The sequence below is a fragment of the Cellulophaga omnivescoria genome (genome assembly GCF_001999725.1).
GTDB lineage: Bacteria > Bacteroidota > Bacteroidia > Flavobacteriales > Flavobacteriaceae > Cellulophaga > Cellulophaga omnivescoria.
Genome location: NZ_MDDP01000008.1, coordinates 1 through 20,703, shown reverse-complemented (window position 1 = coordinate 20,703; position 20,703 = coordinate 1). Strand labels below are relative to the sequence as shown.

Annotated in this window: 20 protein-coding genes and 1 pseudogene; 12 read left to right on the top strand and 9 right to left on the bottom strand. The window is 31.8% G+C overall.

Going from position 1 to position 20,703, the window contains the following annotated elements; all coding sequences use genetic code 11:
* Positions 1-42: 42 nt before the first annotated feature.
* Positions 43-306: a DUF6520 family protein gene (locus tag BFJ87_RS04655; RefSeq protein WP_077400641.1), complete on the top strand. Its 264-nt coding sequence runs from the start codon at positions 43-45 to the stop codon at positions 304-306.
* 41 nt (positions 307-347) lie between these two features.
* Here BFJ87_RS04655 and BFJ87_RS04650 read toward each other — a convergent pair whose 3' ends face one another.
* Genes BFJ87_RS04650 through BFJ87_RS04640 form a run of 3 tightly spaced genes read right to left on the bottom strand, consistent with a single transcriptional unit; the run spans position 348 to position 7,097 of the window.
* Entirely contained in the window at positions 348-2,630 is a 2,283-nt protein-coding gene (locus tag BFJ87_RS04650) for a zinc-dependent metalloprotease (protein WP_171974466.1), read from the bottom strand.
* Between the two features lie 13 nt (positions 2,631-2,643).
* Positions 2,644-4,044: a RagB/SusD family nutrient uptake outer membrane protein gene (locus BFJ87_RS04645; protein ID WP_077400635.1), complete on the bottom strand. Its 1,401-nt coding sequence runs from the start codon at positions 4,042-4,044 to the stop codon at positions 2,644-2,646.
* Positions 4,045-4,055: 11 nt separating this feature from the next.
* Positions 4,056-7,097, bottom strand: a complete 3,042-nt coding sequence (locus BFJ87_RS04640; protein WP_077400632.1) for a SusC/RagA family TonB-linked outer membrane protein — start codon at positions 7,095-7,097, stop codon at positions 4,056-4,058.
* A 510-nt stretch (positions 7,098-7,607) separates the two neighbouring features.
* Here BFJ87_RS04640 and BFJ87_RS04635 point away from each other — a divergent pair.
* From BFJ87_RS04635 to BFJ87_RS17160, 10 genes and pseudogenes are all read left to right on the top strand, one after another.
* On the top strand, positions 7,608-7,838 hold the full coding sequence (locus BFJ87_RS04635) for a helix-turn-helix domain-containing protein (RefSeq protein WP_077400629.1): 231 nt from the start codon (positions 7,608-7,610) through the stop codon (positions 7,836-7,838).
* A 534-nt stretch (positions 7,839-8,372) separates the two neighbouring features.
* Positions 8,373-8,708, top strand: coding sequence for a single-stranded DNA-binding protein (locus BFJ87_RS04630; protein WP_077400626.1), 336 nt, complete (start codon positions 8,373-8,375; stop codon positions 8,706-8,708).
* A 66-nt stretch (positions 8,709-8,774) separates the two neighbouring features.
* Positions 8,775-9,224: a JAB domain-containing protein gene (locus BFJ87_RS04625; protein ID WP_077400623.1), complete on the top strand. Its 450-nt coding sequence runs from the start codon at positions 8,775-8,777 to the stop codon at positions 9,222-9,224.
* Between the two features lie 424 nt (positions 9,225-9,648).
* On the top strand, positions 9,649-10,035 hold the full coding sequence (locus tag BFJ87_RS04620) for a BfmA/BtgA family mobilization protein (protein ID WP_077400620.1): 387 nt from the start codon (positions 9,649-9,651) through the stop codon (positions 10,033-10,035).
* Positions 10,036-10,046: 11 nt separating this feature from the next.
* Positions 10,047-11,075 (top strand): MobB family relaxase, encoded by a 1,029-nt coding sequence (gene mobB / locus BFJ87_RS04615; RefSeq protein ID WP_077400618.1) that lies wholly within the window; start codon positions 10,047-10,049, stop codon positions 11,073-11,075.
* Complete coding sequence (locus BFJ87_RS04610; RefSeq protein ID WP_077400615.1) at positions 11,072-12,523, top strand: type IV secretory system conjugative DNA transfer family protein; 1,452 nt, start codon at positions 11,072-11,074, stop codon at positions 12,521-12,523. Before mobB ends, BFJ87_RS04610 begins: the two co-directional genes overlap by 4 nt.
* Positions 12,524-12,864: 341 nt before the next feature.
* Positions 12,865-13,143 (top strand): helix-turn-helix domain-containing protein, encoded by a 279-nt coding sequence (locus BFJ87_RS04605; RefSeq protein ID WP_077400611.1) that lies wholly within the window; start codon positions 12,865-12,867, stop codon positions 13,141-13,143.
* 171 nt (positions 13,144-13,314) lie between these two features.
* A complete protein-coding gene (locus BFJ87_RS04600) occupies positions 13,315-13,692 on the top strand; it encodes a hypothetical protein (RefSeq protein ID WP_338064781.1) in 378 nt (125 codons plus the stop codon).
* A complete protein-coding gene (locus tag BFJ87_RS04595; RefSeq protein ID WP_077400606.1) occupies positions 13,689-14,351 on the top strand; it encodes an ATP-binding cassette domain-containing protein in 663 nt (220 codons plus the stop codon). The genes BFJ87_RS04600 and BFJ87_RS04595 overlap by 4 nt, the downstream gene beginning before the upstream one ends.
* 126 nt (positions 14,352-14,477) lie before the next feature.
* Positions 14,478-14,570: pseudogene (locus BFJ87_RS17160) on the top strand (transposase); the annotation flags it as partial.
* A 182-nt stretch (positions 14,571-14,752) separates the two neighbouring features.
* Here BFJ87_RS17160 and BFJ87_RS04590 read toward each other — a convergent pair.
* The 4 genes from BFJ87_RS04590 to BFJ87_RS04575 all read right to left on the bottom strand — a co-directional run bounded on the left by BFJ87_RS04590 (position 14,753) and on the right by BFJ87_RS04575 (position 17,646).
* Positions 14,753-15,583: a DUF5694 domain-containing protein gene (locus BFJ87_RS04590; protein WP_077400603.1), complete on the bottom strand. Its 831-nt coding sequence runs from the start codon at positions 15,581-15,583 to the stop codon at positions 14,753-14,755.
* A gap of 195 nt (positions 15,584-15,778) precedes the next feature.
* Positions 15,779-16,282 (bottom strand): hypothetical protein, encoded by a 504-nt coding sequence (locus tag BFJ87_RS04585; RefSeq protein ID WP_077400600.1) that lies wholly within the window; start codon positions 16,280-16,282, stop codon positions 15,779-15,781.
* On the bottom strand, positions 16,279-16,833 hold the full coding sequence (locus tag BFJ87_RS04580; protein ID WP_077400597.1) for a hypothetical protein: 555 nt from the start codon (positions 16,831-16,833) through the stop codon (positions 16,279-16,281). The genes BFJ87_RS04585 and BFJ87_RS04580 overlap by 4 nt, the downstream gene beginning before the upstream one ends.
* 237 nt (positions 16,834-17,070) lie before the next feature.
* Complete coding sequence (locus BFJ87_RS04575) at positions 17,071-17,646, bottom strand: hypothetical protein (RefSeq protein ID WP_077400594.1); 576 nt, start codon at positions 17,644-17,646, stop codon at positions 17,071-17,073.
* 278 nt (positions 17,647-17,924) lie between these two features.
* Between BFJ87_RS04575 and BFJ87_RS04570 the strand changes: the two genes are divergently transcribed.
* On the top strand, positions 17,925-19,502 hold the full coding sequence (locus BFJ87_RS04570; protein WP_077400591.1) for an IS1182 family transposase: 1,578 nt from the start codon (positions 17,925-17,927) through the stop codon (positions 19,500-19,502).
* Between the two features lie 89 nt (positions 19,503-19,591).
* On the opposite strand, the gene BFJ87_RS04565 is transcribed toward BFJ87_RS04570, so the two are convergent.
* Positions 19,592-19,921 (bottom strand): DUF3817 domain-containing protein, encoded by a 330-nt coding sequence (locus BFJ87_RS04565; protein WP_077400588.1) that lies wholly within the window; start codon positions 19,919-19,921, stop codon positions 19,592-19,594.
* A gap of 24 nt (positions 19,922-19,945) precedes the next feature.
* On the bottom strand, positions 19,946-20,703 hold a 758-nt coding region (locus BFJ87_RS04560), incomplete at its 5' end, for an HD domain-containing protein (protein WP_338064780.1).

Sequence of the window (20,703 nt, the reverse complement as noted above, 5' to 3'; positions counted from 1 at the left end):
TGATTATAGAGTAGATCATTAATTCTTAAAATCATTCGTATTATGGAAACGAAAAAATTAAAATTATGGATACCGGTGTTGGCAATTATTTTTGCTGTAACTAGTGCATTTACAACTTCAGTGAATTCAAACCTGGATGAGGCAAGTACCATCAATGGATATATTGATAGCCCTGCACCATGTATGTCAGAGCCTATCAAATGTTTGCCTACGGGTAATAATGTATGTACCAACGGAAAACAACAAGCGTTTGGTAAGTTCAATGCAAACGATACCACCTGTCCAAGGGTTGTGTATAAGAACTAGTTGAAAAACACCCGAGAGGAAGCCAAAAAGGCTTCCTCTTTTTAATTTTTAGTAAGCTGTAAGGCATTCTTTATTTGTTGTAAGCTATATTCTAAATGCCCTTTAACAAGGATATCAGAAGTTCTTTCAAGTCCATCTTCTATTTTTAAAAGTAGTTCTCTAAAAATTGAGTAAAATAAAGAGGTTGAATATTCAGAATATTGATATAATCTTGAATTTGCTTCACTATAGGTATACTTCTTTTCCTTATTAATTGCGGAAGAAATTAGGGATATATATGCTCGTTGCAATTCCATTCTTTCCGGTGAAATTGTAATCTTAGTAGATGTTAGTTCATTCCAAATACCTCTATTTAATTCAGTTAATAATTCTTTTGAAATCATTTCAAATCCTTTTGTTTTTTCCATATATGACAGGCGGTTGAGCTTTAAAGGATGTAGCAAATCTTTTAATATTTCGATTTGATAAAGTACAAGCTTATTAGAAGAACTTGTGTGTTCGATTTTATCAATAAAATGAGGTTGTATAAGCCAATTAGGAGCTTCAAACGCATTGCGAATTAAATAGTCCATAGCCTTGCGCTGAGGATCTAAAGGAATAGGTTTATATGTACTTTCACCCAGGTTTTGAGTGTGGTGTATTAATTTAAGCCCTCCTATTAAAGAGCTATTGTGTAACATTTGGTTTTTCCAAAAGATTAGGGTTTTGGAGTATATACGATTATAAAGGGATGAATCATTAGAGTTTTCTACAACCGTTGGAAGCAAGAGTAGAACTCTTTGCATATTTTGTAAACCCAATTCACAACTGAGTATAGGGTCATCACTGTCAGAAACTTCGTTGCTATGAGTTGGTCCTATTCGGTCATATTGAGAGATATAAAAACGGTACCACGGTATAGAATCTTGTAATTGTATCATACTTTTTAAAGTGACATGTTCCTCTTCTTTTGAGTTGAACCTTTGATATCCCCATATGATGGTATATTCATCTGTAGGACCTACTCTCTGATGTAATAAATTGGTGGGTATGCCATCCCAAGGTTGAACAACATAATTTGACCTAGTATAATTCATAATACTAGGGGTATGACTCATTTTTTGAAGCCAAGTGGTATCTCTGATTTTTTTAGTCGGATAAGCAAACTCTCCATAATTACCATCTTTTAAACCAAAGGCGTGACCCAGTTCATGAGCAACTATAGATTGAATCAATCTACCAATGAGATCTTTTGGAAAAGGGTAGGTGTAGGCTCGGGCATCCAAGGCACCACACCTTATAAAATAAGCATCCGAAATATTCTCAATGTCAGCACCTATAACCACAGTCGATTTTAAAATTTCCCCAGATCTAAAATCAATTACATTGTATGCCGTTGATCCTAATGTCTTATCAACACCTCTTTGGTTAGTACTGCTGTCCCAGCGAATTAATGAACTATTTATAGAATGAGCTATCCATTCCGTATTTTCTTTATCCGTTTCTTTTATTTCAATTGCACCTTTAAATCCTGCAGCGGTAAATGCTGGTAACCATTCTGAAACAGCTGCCTTCACATACCTTTTTAAGGAATCAGGTATATTTGGATCTAAATAAAAGGTAATTGGTTTTATCAGTTCTTTACTTTTGTTATTTACCAATCGCCACCTACTTATATTAGCTTTTGCAGGTTTATGAAAGTGATTTATTGGATCATACGCGTTTTCAATAGCATAACCCAATCTGTGATCATGAAGCCTTGATTTCATAGGTTTGGGCAATAAAGAAAAACTGAAATAGTACGTTTTTAATAGCTCCATTTGGGAATTAGCAGTGGTGCTATTTTTAAAACGAATGAGTAGTTCATTATCCGAGTAAGTATATTTAACAGTAGATAGGTTGGAAATCGTTTGTATTTCATTACGAAAAAAAGAAGTTACATCTATTATATGTTTTTCTTTGGATGTTGTATCTGTAATTGGGTAAACACCAATAATCTTGGGTTCCATTTTTTTCTTATCTCCAGGTACAATTATAGCACCAGATGATGATGTAATTACGGGCTCTATTAACAAAATATTTGAACCTTCTTTTATCCATTGAATATGTTTAAATGTAATTCCATTAAGAAGGAATAGCATATCTTGTTCCAAAATATTTTCATCAATTTCAAAAAGTATACGCTTAGGACTTGTTCGTATAGCAATCAGGTCTTGGATATCTTTTACCCTATTGTAAGCCTGCCCTGAAATAGGGCAGGCGACTAACAAAATAAATAAAAAAAACAAAGGACAGCTTAAAAACTCTTTGGTGTTAATTGCTAATTTTAAATTTGAGTTCTTCATTACCATTAGAGATTTAGTACCCTTCGTTTTGCGGAAGTAGGTTAGTATTAAGAAGTAATTCGGATGCTGGTAAAGGCAATATCTGTTCTGTCTCTTTATAATTTGGTTTTAAAGAGTTTAGTTTTTCTAATGCGCGATTGGTTCTTTTTAGGTCAAACCAACGATGTGCCTGTTCTGTAAAAAATTCTATTCTTTTTTCTTTGTATAAGGCTTCTAGTAAAAAGGTAGGATCTGTAGAATCTAGTGAAGGTAAATTTGCTCGCTTTCGTATTATATTTAATTGATGTTGAGCGTTTACAAGGTGATTTAAATGAATGTTTGCCTCAGCGGCAATAAAATATAACTCAGGTAGTCTAATAAATATAGAACATTCCTTAGTCTCTCCAGAAGCTGAATTTATTTTATACTTGTAAGGGTAATACCATTCATTTGTGCCATCTGAAACCTTGCCAATCCAATGTTCAAAACGAGAATCTCCATCTTCAAAAGAGGCTATAAAATCATTCGTCAAAGAGGTATGGGGAGGAGGGCCTGAAACAAAAATATATGTGAGTGCTTCCACAGTATTTGAGCCATTATTACCTGTGTCTAATTGCCAGAGGGTTTCTGGACTGTTCTTTAGAAATACGTTAGAAATGTCTGTGTTAAGTGCATAAGTATTTGCAGATAAAACGGCCGTTGCTTCCTTTAAAGCCAAGTCCCAATTTTTTGCATAAAGGTGAACTCGAGCTAAAAAGGCGGTACAAATCCATTTGTTAGGAATAGTATTTAAAGTAGTGTTAGTTTCTTTAAGCAGCGATTTGGACAAGTTCAAATCAGCGATAATTTTAGTGTATACCTCTGGTTCACTTAATTTGGAAACTCCTTTGTTTTTAGTGTAATCAGTTGTGTCGATATATGGAATTTTACCATATAAATTGACCAACTGAAAATGAATATAAGCCCTTATAAAATACGCTTCACCAAGGAATTCTTTTTTTTCAGTACTTGTTAAGGTTTTGGAGTTGCTAACACCTTCAATTACAGAATTTGCAGAATAAATAAGACTAAATGCACTATTCCACCAACTTGAAATTATAGAATTTGTGGGTAGAACACCATTTTCATAAAAAGATTTTGTTTCTATCTGATATGAATTATGAAATGTTAACTCGTCAGCATAATGACCCATGATATATGAAAGACCAGAGGTTCCTCCTGTAAGTAAAGAATTATCCCTTAGATCACTATACACACTGGATAATGCAGCTCTAACTGTTGTTGGGTCCTCAAAAACAATGCTTCCAGTCAATTGATTGTTTGGGGGTTCAACAGCTATAAAGTCTTCACATGAGACAAATACAAGATTGAATTGAATTGCAACAAATATTTTTAAATAAATGGAAATTTGGTATATTCTATGATTATATTTCATAATTAATGAGGTTAAAATGTGATTTTTGTTCCGATAGAAATGACTTTTAAAGGAGGAAGAACACTACTAGATCTAGTCTCAGGGTCTAGACCATTATATTTTGTAAGTGTCAATAAATTTTGTCCTTGAATAAAGAGTTGACATTTACCATCAAGAGTACCCGATATAGGAAGGTTATAATTCAAGGATACTGTTTTGAGCCTTATGTACGAGGCATCAGTTAATACAGCATCACTTTCACTATAATTTGTGTATGCCTCAAACGCATCAGAATTAAGTCCGCTGGTGTACTTTTGTAAACTAGTTTCGTCGCCTGGATTTTGCCAACGACTAAGAACAGCCGTAGTTTGATTTCTTTGACTGCCTGGCACTCCTGAGGAAGCATAAAAATCGTAACCCAATTGTTTCGTAAACTGAAACAGTGCATCCAATGAAAATTTTTTCCAAGTGATATGATTTGAGAAACCACCATAATATTTTGGATCTAAGTTTACTATAGTTTGCTTATCTTCAACTGGAGTGATTGCTCCGTCACTATTAACGTCAGTAAACGTATACAAACCGCTCTCTTGGTCAACACCATTAAAATCATAAACTTTTACAATGTTTAATGATTCCCCTATAACTAATTCATTTGCATAGGAAGAACCTTCTAATTCAGGAAATTCGAGTAGTTCATTTTTAGCAATACTTAAGTTTATGGAACTAGACCATTTGAATTTTGAATTTGAAATATTTGTGGTATTTATAGCAAATTCCCAACCTTTATTTTCAATTATCGCGTCTAAATTCGCTGTAACTATATTGAACCCTGTCGTTCCTGGTAGTGGTATACCAATGAGTTGGTTAGATGATTTATTAGTATAGAAATTAGTGCTGAAAAATATTCGATCATTATATAAACCAAGATCCAGCGCAATTTCAATCTTTTTGTTTTTTTCCCAATTATAGTTTGGGTTATATAAGCGTGTTGGGTGAATGCCAGTAACTCCATCATATTGAGAAGAACCTACAGTATAGGTATCTAAATATTGATAATCCCCAATTTGATCATTACCAGTTACACCATAACTTGCCCTTATTTTTCCAAAACTTAAGAACGGTAGGTGCCTTTTAAATAGCTTTTCTTCGGATAAAATCCAGGCCGCACCAATTGCTCCAAAATTTGAAAAGCGTTTTTCTTCTCCGAAACGACTTGAACCATCTCGTCGGCCCGTTAGATTTATTATGTATTTCCCATTTTTGTTCATATTTAATCTGCTGAAGAATGCATTGTACTTATAGTTGGACTCCGTGTTTCCTAAAATGTAAAGATTAGAGGCTGCCGCTATATTTTCAATGAGTGCATTACTAGAAAAACCGCTAGCATATTGCCCTAACCTTTCACTTCTTTGATCTTGAAAGGTTAGGCCAAAAAGAGTTGCTATTTTAACGTCATTCAGATTAAAATTCCAATGCAGTTGTGGTTCAATAATCCAAGATTTTCTGCTACCTGCGTTATGTATCGCTGATGAGGCCTCGCTTCCAAGACCATAGGCAGGATTTAGAGTGGTTGAAGGAATAGTTCTTAATTCGGCTAAACTACTCTCAGTATACCCTAAATTGCCAATTATTTTTAAATTTTCTAATAGCTTGTAATCAATAGTTAAATTACCAATTAAGCTATTTCCACTTGCGGAATATTCTGATTCGAGTTGGCGTAGGGGATTGTTCCATGTTGAATTAGCCCAATTTAAAGTACCATCTTCATTGTAGAGTTCTGGAGCATTGGGAGGTAGATATAAGGCTTCCCTAACCAAATCTGTAGATAGTAAATTATTATTGTCTTTAGTGTAATTCATCGAAAAATTTAGGCTTAGTCTGTCATCCTTTGTTCTATGTTGAAGCGTAGACAACAAAGAGAATTTAATATTTTCGAATTCTCCAGGAAATACAGTGGTCTGTCGATTTAAATTGTTACTAATCATAAATTTTGTTCGCTCTGTACCTCCTCTTATGGAAGATTGAACACTTGAAAATATCGCTGTTTTTCCGAAAAATTCTTTCTGCCAATTGGTGTCTCTACTTTGTGACCAAGTACCATTGATATCATAGGCATTGCTAGGTATTTCTGTCACCCCATCATTTCGGTACGCTTCTTGACGCATCGCGATATATTGAGGAGTGGATAGTAGGGGGAGTCTATTAGAGACATGTCCAAAACCAGTTGTTATATTAAAATTATAGGTGGTTTTTCCTGCTGTACCACTTTTTGTGGTTATCAATACAACACCATTAGCACCTCTTGATCCGTAAATTGCAGTGGCATCAGCATCTTTAAGAATTTCTATACGCTCGATATCTGAGGTGTTGATATTGTTTAAAGGATTGCTTCCTTTTCCTCCTGGCAATATCGACCCAGAGGTTTGTACGTCACCAAGACTATTAGAAGAATAGGGTACACCATTTACAATATAAAGAGGAGAGTTCCCCGTTTGTCTAATGCTATTTTGACCTCTTATTTTTATAGAAAATTCTGAACCAGGAACACCTGAAGATTGCACAATTTCCACCCCCGTAACTCTTCCTTGAAGTGCTGAAAGTGGATTGGATACAGGTTGGAATTCAATATGCTCTTTAGATACTTTAACAATACTTCCTGTAGTTACCTTTTCGGAAACTTTATAATAACCAGCGTTTAAAGTTATGGCATCTAATTCAGTAATGTCCTCTATCAACTGAATGTTTATTTTCTTCCTATTGTTTATAGCTATTAACTGTGTTTTGTATCCCAAATAAGATACTCTAAGAGTGTCATTATAAAAAGCTTTAATAGAATAGATACCTTCTTGATTCGACATTGTGCCGCTCTTTCTACCAGATATACCGATATGAACATTATGAATTGGGTTTTTAAACTGGTCAGTTATTTTTCCTTGAATAATGATTTTTATACTATCCTGAAGTGATAGATTACAATTGTTGTAATTTGCATTAGAATAGCAAAATGTGGTAATAATATAGAATGTACAGAATATAAGGGTTCTGCCCAGACTTTTATGATTTTTTTTCATAATTTTGAATGAGTTAAGTGTTACTTAATTTAGTAAGCCTCCTGAACGATTGTGGCAACAGTGGTTGGGAGGCTTTTGTTTTTTTGTAGGATCAGTTCATAGCTTATATTTTTTAATTTAAACGTTAATCAGACTAATTTATATCTGTGAATTAGTCGCTTGAAAATTTAAATAAACTGGATCTTTATAAATAAGAAGTCCTGCAATGAATCAAATGTGCAAAAAAAAGCATGGAACTCACATTATTGTATCAGGGGTACTGGTATACCGAGGAACAATAAGTGAGCCCACGCCATAGACGTGAGCATCGTACTTATCTTCTCGTTCCTTTCAAATTACCAGTTTTCTGATACGAGATTCAAAGCGAATGCTTCAATATGTTTAAATGAAGAATCGCAAATTTATATAAAATATAGTCAAATATAACAAAAAATATCAAATGTGGGTTTTTTTACCCACAAATTTTCAATTTAATCTTATCAACTTGTTATTTGTAACTAATGTGAAGAGATGGATAACACCAAGGATATTTTTTTGAAATTGTTTGGTAAACAAATAAAGCAATTAAGGGTAGAGAAAAAATTAAGTCTTCGTGAGTTGTCTATACGCTGTAATATAGACTACAGTGATATTAGCAAAATAGAAAAAGGAAAAAGAAATATTCAATTATCCACATTACTAGAATTGGCTAAAGGTTTAGAAGTTCATCCTAAAGAATTGCTTAATATTAAGTACAAGTAATTTTATATCAAAAAAACCTCTGATTATATAATTCTTTAGTCTTTAATAAGGATTAAGATTTTAAGTATTTCCAATTAATACACTATTCTAGCTTATAATACTTCTGTGTTCTATTTTTAAAATACTTTCATTTAAAGGTTAGGATGTGATTATTTTATTTTTTTAATACTTCCAATTTATTGTTTAGTACCACTCCAGTTATTTTCAAATTCACACTGCTTTTTACTTATACTTTAGTCTTCATTATTACCTTTTTTCTTCAGCAAAACAACAATCTTTAGATGTGATTCAACGGCATAAACCAGGTTCGTTACTCACACTTTTTTATACGTTGTATCACATCTAAAGATTGAATCCAATAGGGCATCAAAAAAGGTAACAACGAAGGCTCTATGGAAAGTAAATTAAAATATCCTAGCGAAAAATCATTTTTAAATACCCAAAATGAAGTGGTCCTAAAATTAAAAAAGGAAAACACTCTAGATATAATAAGTAAATGAATTTAACTAAATATTAATCTTTAAATCTAAACAAATGAGTTCTATTAAAAACTACGTACAATTAATTGGAAATGTTGGGAAGGAGCCAACAATTACGAACCTAGAAGGAGGCAAAAAAGTTGCTCGTTTTTCATTAGCCACAAATGAGCAATACAAAAATAGTAATAATGAAAAGCAAACAGATACGAACTGGCATACCCTTGTTGCCTGGGGAGCTAAAGCGGATATCATAGAAAATTATGTATTCCAAGGAAAAGAGTTAGGTGTTGTTGGAAAATTGAAGACAAAAAACTTTACTACAGAAGATGGAAACAAGCGCTATGTAACAGAAATAGAAGTAAGTGAAATTTTATTCTTTAATGGTAATTAATTGTAATAAGAGAGAGTGATACCTTACTAGGTACACTCTCTTTATGTTTAACCTAAATATCATATTATGAAAAATGTAATAAGTGAAATAACTGTTAGTTATATGGATAAAACACCAGAAACGTACTGGCGTAAGATAAATTCATCAAAAGATGCAAGTGAATTGTTATATGAACATTGGAATAAAAATACCATTGCCATGTATGAGTCCTTTAAAGTAATTCTTTTAGCTAATAATAATAGGGTAAAAGGAATATTTCAGTTATCTCAAGGTGGTATTAATAGTACGTTGATTGACGTACGAATTTTATTTGCAGTGGTTTTAAAATCCTTATCAGTTGGCATAATTCTTTCCCATAATCATCCATCAGGAACATTATCACCAAGCGAAGCAGATAAAAATATTACCAAAAAAATAAAACAAGCAGCAGTATTTTTCGATATCAAAGTTTTGGACCATTTGATTATTACTCCCAATGGCAACTATTATAGTTTTGCAGATAATGCTTTGCTGTAAAACCAGTAATTGAATAATTGTTTAAACACTTAACTTAAAAAGACCTTTGTTAAATAAGGTCTTTCATTTTGTACCACGCCTTTTTTTTTTCTCCATAATATCTCAATCATAGTTGTTAGTGGTATTTCAATGTATTTAGCCATAAATCTCGTTTTTCTCTTTTCTACTAATTAAATACATTTATATAGGATTTTTTTTGAAAATAGGCAACTGACTTTTGTCAGTTTGTTTGAATTTTTTTCGCGGTCGCGAATAAAAAAGGAAAAGCAAGAGGATAACACGCTAAAGCGGTGTTACACTACAACTATTGTATTTAAATAGCTTGTAATGAAGTGTTTATATGTTTCTTAATGTTTCATACTCTTATGAAATTAATGGATAAACCTCTTCAATTCAATAAATTCAATATTTATTTCACGGAAATATGGATAAAGGTTATGAAAAAGAGTCGTTTGAAAGTATAAGTATAAAAACTTCAGTGGCTAAAAAATTTAGACTCTATAGTAAAAAGCTTCATAAGTCAAATTCAATGACGCTTCTATTAATGTTAGAGTTTTTTGAAGCTAATAATTTATCTCCAGATAAATCTTTGGATTCAACGATTTATACATTAGAAAATTTAATTAAAAAAAGGATTAGTGCAGTAATTGCAATTTTAAGAGATATTGAAAAAAAACAGACCAAACCCACTGTAGCTATGCTACAGGCATTGTTTGAAGAAATGGAACCTAAAAGTAAATCATTGTTGGTTGAAAGGAAAAATAGAAAGGAACTTCCAACCCGATTTAGTGAGAAAAATAATAATTTATAAGCATAAGTTTTATGTATATCACCATAACCCCTCAAAAATTGGGAGAGTCATTTTCTCAGAGTGTGGCAAATTATGTCGATTACTTGGAAAAAGAAAACATTGGAATTGAAAGTAATGAAATGGAACATTTTTTTAATCAATATGAGGATGAAATATGTGCCAAAGATGTTAGTAAAGGTATTGATAAGAATACCAGTAAGCTAAAAAAGAAAGAACCAAAGTTTTACGCTATTACGGTTAGTCCAAGTAAATATGAATTGAGCCAATTACAAAATAGTAGCGCAGATTTAAAAGCCTACACCAGAGCACTAATGAAAGATTATGTGAATTCATTTAATAGAGAAATTAATGGTAAACCAATCACAATTGATGATATAAAATATTATGCGAAAGTGGAACACCAAAGAAGGTTTAAGGGAACTGATAAACAAGTGAAAGAAAATCAAATCTTTGCCACTAAAATATTGGCTCTAAAAAAAGATATTCGGGAGGCGATTAGTTTAGGGGAGAAGAACAAGATAAAAAAAATCCAGAAAGAAATAGACAAGTTAGAAAAAACTGCGCCTCATCAACTAAACGGAAAAAGAATTGTTCAAGGAATGCTCAAAGAAGGGAACCAAAGTCATATACACATTATTGTAAGTAGAAAAGATGCTTCAAATTCAGTGAGTTTATCGCCAGGGAGTAAGTATAAGGCAGCAAATACGGTTATGAATGGGAAAATAGTAAAGCGTGGTTTTGATAGAGATCTATTTTTTGAAAATGCAGAGAAGAGGTTTGATCAGCAATTTAAGTATAAAAGGAATTATGCCGAAACATATCAAGCAAGAAAAGTATTTTTAAAAAATCAGCACCTGTATTTCTCAACAATATTAGGGTTGCCTTCGGACGAAAAGGCAATTGCATTTAAAATTTTGGGTAATATGGGAGTGCCTGGAATAAATATACCAGCCACAAAGGTTAAACTGGCTCTTAAGGTTATAAAACAACTAAAACGTGGTGTTGAACTAGGAATAAATTCAAGCTCTATAGGAATATGATAAATTTAATCGCCCATATTATACTTTATGTGGTTGTCCCCTTGGTAGTTATTTGGGTAGTGTTTTATGTATATTTTTACGAGTCTAGAGAAAACAACGTACCTAAAAAATATGTGGTCAATTTTAAAGTAAAATCTGGAGGTTTTAAAATTCAAAACATAAGAAGAGGAGTGTCAATTATTGGGTCGGCAGGTAGCGGAAAAACAGAAAGTATTGTTTTTAATTTATTACAACATTTTAGTAAATATGGATTCTCAGGTGTTATTCATGATTATAAAAATTTTGAACTCACAGAGATGGCTTATCCGTTATTTGAGGATCATAATATTCCTTTTTTTACAATATCTTTTGATCAAATTCATCATAAGGTAAATCCAATAGCTCCAAGGTATATGGAAAATGAAGAAAGTGTAAATGAAATATCTCGTGTATTAATTGAAAATTTATTGGAGCAAAAAGAAGAGGGCAATTCAGGAGCCACAAAATTTTTTATTGATGCAGCCGAAGGATTGATTGGTGGATTAATTTGGAAACTCAAAACAACATATCCTCAATTCTGTACACTACCACATTTAATTGCTGTTTATCAGTATCTAGACAGTGATAGCCTTATATTGTTTTTAGAGTCCAACAGAACTTCTAAAGCAATGGCAGATGCTTTTATAAGTGGTAAAGAATCGGATAGACAAACAGCAGCAGTGAAGAGTACCTTGGCAAACGCTCTTAAAAGAATTAGCACTAAACGTATATTCATGGCATTGTCAGAAGATGAGGTACCACTAAATATAAATAGTAATGATCATGTTAGGGCTAATGTTATTTCTTTAGTAAACAACCCTAAATTCCAGACATCCTATTCCCCTGTAATTGCAATGATTGTTCATACAATCACTAAACAAATGAGTGTGCGAAATTCAAAGCCCTCTTTTTTACTTATGGAAGAAGCTCCTACAATCCGACTTTTAAATATGCAACGCATTCCAGCTACACTTAGAAGTTATAACATTGCTACAATTTATGTGATGCAGGATAAAATTCAAAATGATATTCTCTACGGAGAAAAAGTAAGTAAGGCAATATTAAGTAACCTCTCTTATCAATTTTTTGGAAAAGTAAATGATCCGGACACAGCTAAATATTATGAACGCTTCTTTGAAATTGTTAAAAAATCCACTAAGAGTACTAGCCGTGGATCTAATCTAGATTTTGATACTCGCCTAACAATAGGAGAAAAGGAAACTCCAAAAAATAGAGCAGATATCTTTTTTCGCTTAAAGCAAGGAGAATTTATTTGTTTCGCTGATGGAAAAGATCAAAGAACGCAATTTAAATTGCAAAAGATGAAAAAAATATCCCCTCCAAAAACAGTAGAATACACAGAAAAAGAACTGCAGTTGAATTTTGATAAAATTCATAATGATGTTCATAGTATTTTTCATTCTCAATAAATTATAAAATCATCTGTTTTTCAGTGTGTAGGTGCTTTAGGGATAAGGACTCTTTTTTTTATTTGGATCCATACATAACCCCAAGGTGGGAAAGTTTAGTAAACGTATTTTGTATTTTAATAGAGTATACAATTCCAATGAATGTAATGGTTGAAGGATTTAATCCTAAGGCATATTTCACAGAAAAAACAACAAAATAAAAATTCCCAACTTGGGAGTATCTATTGAAATATAATCTTAGAAAGTTCTCAATATTGTACAACGAAAGTCAAATCAATACAAAGCCGTTGTTAAAAATTAGATGAGCAAAATGACGGCTTTGTTATTAAAAAAATTACAAAATGGGAGCAACAATTATTACAAGTGATGATTTAAGAGAGTTTAAATTGGAACTAATTCAAGAATTTAAAAAAATCATAAACGGACAAAGTAACCTTAAACAAAAAAAATGGATTAAGTCTCCAGAAGTTCGAGAGCTATTAGGAATTTCTCCAGGAACTTTACAGAACTTGAGAATCAATGGTACATTGCCCTACACAAAAATAGGAGGAGTGCTTTACTATAATTATCAAGAGATCATAAATATTTTAGAAAATAATAGGATTCATAATAAATTTTAAAATATTAAATTGAAAGAGATTAATTATATCAAACACCTGAATGGAGTATTTATACAATTCTCTAATGACTCACGATTGAACCCTACTCACATAAGTCTGTATGTAGCCTTATTCCAAATTTGGAATACGAATTATTTTAAAGATGAATTTTTTATCAATCGAGAGGAAGTGATGACCTTGTCCAAAATAGGATCAAAATCAACGTATCATAAATGTATTAAGGAATTAAGTCATTGGAACTATTTATTGTATTCTCCCTCTCATAATCCTTTTAGAGGGAGTAGAATTAAGATGTTTGATTTTGAGACAAGTGATGAACAAGTTCTAGCTTGGAAGAAGTCTAATTTAGAGACAAGTACAGAACAAGCATTGGTATCTAATAACAAACATATACAAATTATTAAAAACAGTGAAAACATAAACAAACATGAAATTTTTGAAATTTTAAATGCACAGAATTGTAAAACTAAAGAGAAACAAAGCACAACTGACCCATATCAGGACAACTTAAAGACGAGTTCAAATAAAAACTATGATGAGCCTTTATGAATAACCTTAAACCACATATCATTAGTGAAGGAAAACTTCAGTATCAATTAGGTGAACTTGATGGGAATCAGATAATCTACGATTTTGATAAAATGCTAATTTACCTTAACGCTAAAGGAAAATTGTTATTTGGTTCTAAATTTAAAGTCTATGAAGAAGACCGAGCGGTGCTTTTTAAACTCTGTAATTATTTTATCAAGGATGAAACCAATTGTAAAAAACTAGATGTTGATATTCATAAAGGAATCTTGCTTACAGGACCTGTAGGTTGCGGTAAAACAAGTCTAATGAAGTTATTGAGGTATATGGTTCCACATCAAAAACCGTATAAAATAATACCTAGTCGTAATATTTCATTTGGTTTCAATCACATTGGATATAAAACCATAAACGACTATGGAGATAATCATTATTATTGTTTTGATGATTTAGGAGTTGAGCCAATGGGAAGACATTATGGAAAAGATTGCAATGTGATGGGAGAAATTTTACTGTCAAGATATGATTTGTACTCAGAACAAAAAGTTAAAACACATGCCACTACAAACTTAAATGCAAAAGAACTTGGAGAGCGTTACGGTTGCAGAGTACGTTCGCGAATGCGTCAAATGTTCAACTTGATTAGTTTTGATTCCAACTCACTAGATAAGCGATCTTAAACGGTTATTTCAAATACTTTTGTTTTTAAAACGAATAGAACGGGTATTTAAAATAAGTGTTTGTAGTTGTTTAGGTTATTATGTAGGCTTTACTAAAAAGGGGAAGCCTACAGTATAAAGCAGTGAAATAAAATAATGCATATGTCTGCTATAGCCTATAATTTGAAGAAATACTTAAAATTTATAAAAAATCATATAAAAAGTGGAGCGGGACAGCTTGCTTTATTGTTTTAAGTAAAAAATGTTATTGGCAAGTCTTTTTAGCAATATTAAGAGATTCAAAATTAACTTTATAATTACCAAGCAACAATAAATAAGCCTCTTTAAGAGGCTTATATCTATTCGTTTTTTACAAAATTATAGACTTGTGCAACGGTTACCGTTGTTGTGCTTAGTACTTTTTAGTAATCAGTATATTTATTCGGATTTTCTAATTGAATTTTTGGATTATTTTCCAGAAAAATGTCAAAATAGGCAGTGTGTGTTGCTCCTAAAAGGATAAAAACTTTGTCGTTTTCGGTCATTTCTATATCGTTAAAATTACTATACATTTTTAGATTCCGTTGGTAGAATTTAGTAATTTCATCAACTCCTTCCTGATTTCCTTTGGTATGTTGTGTCGCTAAAAAATTGTATAAGTTAAATGTTTCCATTTTATAATCTCTCGTGTTGATCGTCCTAAATTGTTCTTTCAATTTTAAAGCGTTTACCCTTTGATAGTTATTCATAACTTCTGAAATGTAAAGACTGTCAGCGACTTTATTATTGGCAATCTCGACTAAACTTGGGTAATCAAAACCTGTTTGGCTGTCTATTCCATAAATTCGATTTGAGCCACTCAGTCGCGCCACTTCAAGTCCAATTGAATTTAATTCGTCCGAGTAATTTAATCTTTTAGTTTGGTCTTTTACATATTCCGAATATGTCGAAGCTATATAGTCATTGTTTTTAGGTTCTAACTCAAGGCAAATAATAGTGGGTTTAAATTTAACGATTTTTTCAACGAGTTTTTTTAAGTCAGCTTTTTCATTTGGGTCATTCAAATCTATTTGAGAAGAATTTGCGTCTGATGTTTGGCTTAAATGAACAGTTCCAAAATTTAAAACCCTAATTTTTCCGTTTATTTCTGTTTCAGGGTTTTGTTCGTTCTTACTGTTTTTTTGCTCATTTTTGATTTCGGTATTGCAACCAAATAGGATTAAAGTTGCTAATCCAATTAGTAGTTTATTCATTGATTTAATTTAGCTTTTTGTATTAAGCACAACGTGTTTGTATGAAACGTAGCGTGTAAAAAGACGCTAACTTTTCGGATTAACACAGAGCCGAATTTTTATATTTTGTTTTTAACTTATCAATCTTAAAAGCCAAATTTAAAAATTTGGCGGTCTTTGTAAATAAACACAAACCTCTCGGAAAGCCTTTATTAGCTATGTTTTATACACAGTACTTTGTTGTGCACTGGTTTTTTGTTTTTCTAAATTCCACCAGAAGTACAAAATATTCTCCTCGTTTTGGTCAGAAATGGCAAAATCTCCATTCCCTTTTGGAATTCCTTTTATTGCATTTTGTAATTCAGTCAGTTTTGCTTTTCCGAATTGAATTTCAATTCCGTTATCAAGTTCATTAATCATCCAATGATTTTCCGATTCAGACGTTTTGCAATTCAGAGTCAGATTTGGTTTTGATTTCCATTTGGCATTTCCGTTTTGGTTATTCGGAACATTCAGTTGCGCTTGAGTTGGCAATTCAGTCGTTATTTTCTTTTTAGTTGACCATTCGCAGGCATTCATTAAATTCAATAATTCAGAAAGGTTTTCGCTCGCTTTTAAATCAACCGTAAAGTTCCAACCTGGATAATTTCGGTTATTGTCATTATAAGTCCAAATGTAAACTTTCCCTTTTCCTTTATGTTTTTCAATTTTCGCTTTCATTCTGTTTCCTCAACTTGTACACTGGTTTTTTGTGCAATTTTCTTTCTAACAAATTCAGTTAATTTATGGAAATTGTCAGTTCCTATTTCAGTTTCACTTATTACATACGATGAGTTATTCCCAACGTTAAGGTCAATAAACAAATTCTTGTCTATCACTCTAGTACTTTTGAAAGCTTCCCATTTTATTTTTGCCTCATATTTATAGTCTTTATATCTAAAATGGTCATCATTAAATTCCCAAAAAGAATTTTCTTTCGCTTTTATTTGTCCGTTTTTTTCCGTTTCCACTAATTCAAAAAACGTATTCTTACTTTTCTTGTAAAACGAATAATAATCATAGAAGTTAATCAAGTAATGAATTCCGATTGCGATGAATAAAAATCCAAGATTGTTTTCTCCATAAATTATTAGTCCACCCAATAAAATCATTGGAATTGCCCAAATCAGTCTTTTTTTATTTTTTTTCAGATTCTTATTCCAAGCAGTGTTGAAATTCAGAGTCATTTGTTCGTTATAGATTTGTTCTTTAAATGGCAGTTCAAATTTCATCTATAAGTTCGGTTTTTAACTTGTGCACAACGTTAAATATATGGCAAGTTGGGCAGAAAATAAGCGATTACTTTTGGATTAAACACAAGCCAAATCTTTTTATTTTGTTTTAATTTTTATCTTTTAATACCAAATCAAAAGATTTGGCGACTTTGTAAATAGACACGAATTTTTGGGTTAAGCACAAATCGCCCAATTTGCTATATATAGTGTTGTACAGCGTTTTTTCTTTTCAATCTAGTCTATCCATTCTTTATAATATTCATCCTCTGAGTATAATTTTGTGTTTTTTGCTTTTTTTAAAACATCATTTTGCTCAGATTCAGGATAATCACTTAAATATGAAACAGCTTTTATAAAAGCTCCATATCTAATAATGTTTTTCTGATTTTTCATTAAGATTACAGATTCCAAAATGTCAATCGGTATTAAACCCTCTAAATCATAATTCCAAATATCTAAATAGGATTCTAAATAATATTCCTCGGCATTATTGATATCATTTTTCAATATTAGTTTTCTAATCAATTTTTCTAGTAAATCTTTACTTTCAGTGTCATTTTTAAGTTCTACTTTCCAAATTAATCTAATTAATAGATATTCATTTATCCATTCTGTTTTGTCTTCAATCTTTAATTTTCCTATTTCTTGAATCAATTGATGATTTGAATAATCATTCTCTTTTGCAAAACTCAAAACCTCCTCTAAATAAAATTCCTCAAATTTTTCTATTTCAGAATTTCCTCCGTCAATATTTAATTTTTCTTTTTTAAGATTTATGTATTCAATATTTAAATCAATGATTCTTTTCATCTGTTTCTCTAATGCTGTACAACGGTTTAGGCTATGGTTAGTACGGGAATAAATAAGCGATTAATTTCCGATTGAGCACTTAGCCAAAACTTTTTATTTTGTTTTAATTTTTCTATTTCAAAGCCAAATCAAAAGATTTGGCGGACATCATAAAAATACACTAAACTTTTGATTAAACACCAAACCCGTATTACTTATAGCCTTTGTGCCCGTTGCACAAGTTAAGAAAAAAGCAGTAATGCAATTGCTTAAAAAACGAATGTTTCTTATCTTTATATATGCAGGGGAAAAAGACATATCAAGAGAAGCTATTCAATCAATTTAGACTTAGCGAACGTGTACCAGAAGACAATTTCTACCGGCGGCTTCATAGAGCTATAGATCTTAATTTTCTTTATAAAACCACTCAAAAGTTCTATGGATCAAGCGGACAAAAAAGCATCGATCCCATTGTGTTTTTTAAACTTTGTTTAGTGGGATATTTAGAAAATATAACTAGCCCTCGCAAGCTTATTGCACATTGTAGCATGCGTTTGGATATACTGTATTTTTTAGGTTATGATATAGACGAAGAATTACCCTGGCACTCTACCATTAGCCGTACACGACAATTATTTCCAGAAGACGTCTTTGAATCTGTTTTTATAAAGGTTTTTGAACTATGTGTGTCAGCAGGTATGGTCGCTGGACATACCCAAACCATAGACTCAGCCCCTGTAAAGGCGAATGCTTCTATGGATACATTAGAACTTAAAGTTCCCGAAGAAGATTTAGAACATCACCTGCGCCAAATTCGTAACATTAGCAATCGAGATAAGCACACCCCTTTAAGGCAATCTAAAGAAAACAAAGCAGATAAAAATCAGCAAACTTTATCTGCATCTACCAAAGAATTACAGGCTATAAAAAGCCGTAATACCAAATGGGCAAAAGATCAAGATGCTCGCCCAGGAGCGGGCGTAAAAGGCAGTCGCTACACGAGTAATAAGACCCATTATAGTCCAACCGATCCCGATGCGCGTATTATTGTAAAACCCGGCAAAGCAAGAAAACTTAATTACCTCAGTCAGCTTACTGTAGATACTGCAAACCATGTTATAAGCGATATAAAAGCGTACCACGCAGACGGTAAAGACAGTCAGCACTTACCAGACATTGTTAAGCGTGTAAAACAACGGCTTTGGAAATCACAGCTGGTTTGGGAAAATTGTGTAGCCGACACGGGCTATAGTAGCGGAGAGAATTATGCGTTTCTAGAAGCTATAGGTTTAAAAAGTTTTATCCCTGCTCATGGGACTTATAAAGGTGGTCCAAATGGATTTACTTATGATAAAGAGAAGGATCATTACACCTGTCCAGAAGGTAAAACCATACCGTTTAAAAAGGTATTTATAGAAAAAAAGAATAACACCAAAAAGAAGGAATATCGCGGGTCAAAACAGTTGTGTATTGACTGCCCGATTCGTACATCGTGTTTAGGGAAATCAGCCCAAGAAAAGAAATTTACCGTTACCTATTATCGTGAGGAATACCAACGTAATATAGCTCGAGTAAACAGTAATCAAGGGCGCTACTTGAAAGGAAAACGGCAAAGCACCGTAGAACCCGTATTTGGAACCCTGACACAGTTTATGGGTTTAAACAAGGTAAATACTATTGGTATAAAACAGGCCAATAAATGTATGCAACTCTCAGCTATTGCTTACAACCTCAAAAAATATATGAAATTTATTGAAAAACGCACTAAAAGTGGTGCAGGAGCACTTGTGCTTTATTTTAGTCTCAAAAACACCTTTTATAAAGCTATTAAGTCGCTTTTAGGACCCTCTAAATCACCTAAAATTTTAAGTGTATAAAAAAAAACCGTCTCTAAAGACGTTTTTTTATCACAGTTGAACTATTTATTATTGGCTTGTGCAACGGTTACCATTGTTACCCACTGGCTTTATTTTATATTTCTCAAATGTATTTCATATAAGGGTTTTAATATTTTATAGTCTATATAGATTGTTCCAAATGGGATAAAACAAGCAATTAAAATTTTCCAAGTTGTTTTTTTGAATTTTAAGTTATTTTCTATTGCTAAATTAATAGTATTTATAACAAATAGCAGAAAAAGTATACCGTGAATAGGACCTAAAATTGAAGTTAATAAGGTTATATTGTAAAGTTGTTTCCAAGGCATAGAAAAAAAGAGTAATATAAGTAAAGAACTACCTTCTAGAACTGCTAACAAACGTAGTCTGCCTATATTTGAGTTTAAAAATGATTTCATTAAGTTAATTATTAATTAAAGGAATTAGTAAGTGTCTAATATGTTTTTGTTAGCTAGTTTATCAAATCCCATTTTATAAAGAATATCAGCTCTAGTATTTTCTTTGTGATTTAATGTTTCTATTGTTTGTATAATATCTTTTTTAAAGTTAATCCGAGGGTAATTTTTGTGAGTATCTGTAATAAATTTATTAGGAAGTTGAAAATGATGACTCCCAATAACATCCATTGTAGCACCTTTTGCTAATAAATAAGGTTCATTACCAAATTTATTTATATCCACATTAGGGTATAAATGCATATCAATGGCTTTTTTTATAATATTAGCTTTATTAATGGGAGCTCCATTTTTAATGACAAATTTTTTAGCATAATCACCGCCGTAATTAGCAAAACATTGTTTAGAGCAAATATGATTGTGTTTGTCTGTTAATCCAGAATCGTGTAAAATAGAAGATATAAATAGGAGTTCATTGTCTGTTTTTATTCCTTCTGAAATGGCGATTCCTGCACTCCAGAAAAAAGTTCGATAACAATGTTTTAGGAGAATAGGGTTATAGATATCATTTGCTTCTTCAATAGCTAAAAGAGCTAATTTTGAATCTGGAATTTTTAAATCATTAAAATTAAATTTAGAATACGATTTTAAACCTAATTGAACTGATATTTTTTTTATATTTTCACTTAGTTTCGATTTTATAAGTAAAAATTTAAAACTTGAAATTTCCTTTTTATTTAAAACACCTGATTTTGTAAGAGTATTATTGTTCATTTTTATTTTTT

Bases quoted from the DNA above. Each gene is read 5' to 3' on its own strand.
- BFJ87_RS04655 (WP_077400641.1), top strand. From the start codon at position 43: ATGGAAACGAAAAAATTAAAATTATGGATACCGGTGTTGGCAATTATT.
- BFJ87_RS04650 (WP_171974466.1), bottom strand. From the start codon at position 2,630: ATGAAGAACTCAAATTTAAAATTAGCAATTAACACCAAAGAGTTTTTA.
- BFJ87_RS04645 (WP_077400635.1), bottom strand. From the start codon at position 4,044: ATGAAATATAATCATAGAATATACCAAATTTCCATTTATTTAAAAATA.
- BFJ87_RS04640 (WP_077400632.1), bottom strand. From the start codon at position 7,097: ATGAAAAAAAATCATAAAAGTCTGGGCAGAACCCTTATATTCTGTACA.
- BFJ87_RS04635 (WP_077400629.1), top strand. From the start codon at position 7,608: ATGGATAACACCAAGGATATTTTTTTGAAATTGTTTGGTAAACAAATA.
- BFJ87_RS04630 (WP_077400626.1), top strand. From the start codon at position 8,373: ATGAGTTCTATTAAAAACTACGTACAATTAATTGGAAATGTTGGGAAG.
- BFJ87_RS04625 (WP_077400623.1), top strand. From the start codon at position 8,775: ATGAAAAATGTAATAAGTGAAATAACTGTTAGTTATATGGATAAAACA.
- BFJ87_RS04620 (WP_077400620.1), top strand. From the start codon at position 9,649: ATGGATAAAGGTTATGAAAAAGAGTCGTTTGAAAGTATAAGTATAAAA.
- mobB (WP_077400618.1), top strand. From the start codon at position 10,047: ATGTATATCACCATAACCCCTCAAAAATTGGGAGAGTCATTTTCTCAG.
- BFJ87_RS04610 (WP_077400615.1), top strand. From the start codon at position 11,072: ATGATAAATTTAATCGCCCATATTATACTTTATGTGGTTGTCCCCTTG.
- BFJ87_RS04605 (WP_077400611.1), top strand. From the start codon at position 12,865: ATGGGAGCAACAATTATTACAAGTGATGATTTAAGAGAGTTTAAATTG.
- BFJ87_RS04600 (WP_338064781.1), top strand. From the start codon at position 13,315: ATGACCTTGTCCAAAATAGGATCAAAATCAACGTATCATAAATGTATT.
- BFJ87_RS04595 (WP_077400606.1), top strand. From the start codon at position 13,689: ATGAATAACCTTAAACCACATATCATTAGTGAAGGAAAACTTCAGTAT.
- BFJ87_RS04590 (WP_077400603.1), bottom strand. From the start codon at position 15,583: ATGAATAAACTACTAATTGGATTAGCAACTTTAATCCTATTTGGTTGC.
- BFJ87_RS04585 (WP_077400600.1), bottom strand. From the start codon at position 16,282: ATGAAAGCGAAAATTGAAAAACATAAAGGAAAAGGGAAAGTTTACATT.
- BFJ87_RS04580 (WP_077400597.1), bottom strand. From the start codon at position 16,833: ATGAAATTTGAACTGCCATTTAAAGAACAAATCTATAACGAACAAATG.
- BFJ87_RS04575 (WP_077400594.1), bottom strand. From the start codon at position 17,646: ATGAAAAGAATCATTGATTTAAATATTGAATACATAAATCTTAAAAAA.
- BFJ87_RS04570 (WP_077400591.1), top strand. From the start codon at position 17,925: ATGCAGGGGAAAAAGACATATCAAGAGAAGCTATTCAATCAATTTAGA.
- BFJ87_RS04565 (WP_077400588.1), bottom strand. From the start codon at position 19,921: ATGAAATCATTTTTAAACTCAAATATAGGCAGACTACGTTTGTTAGCA.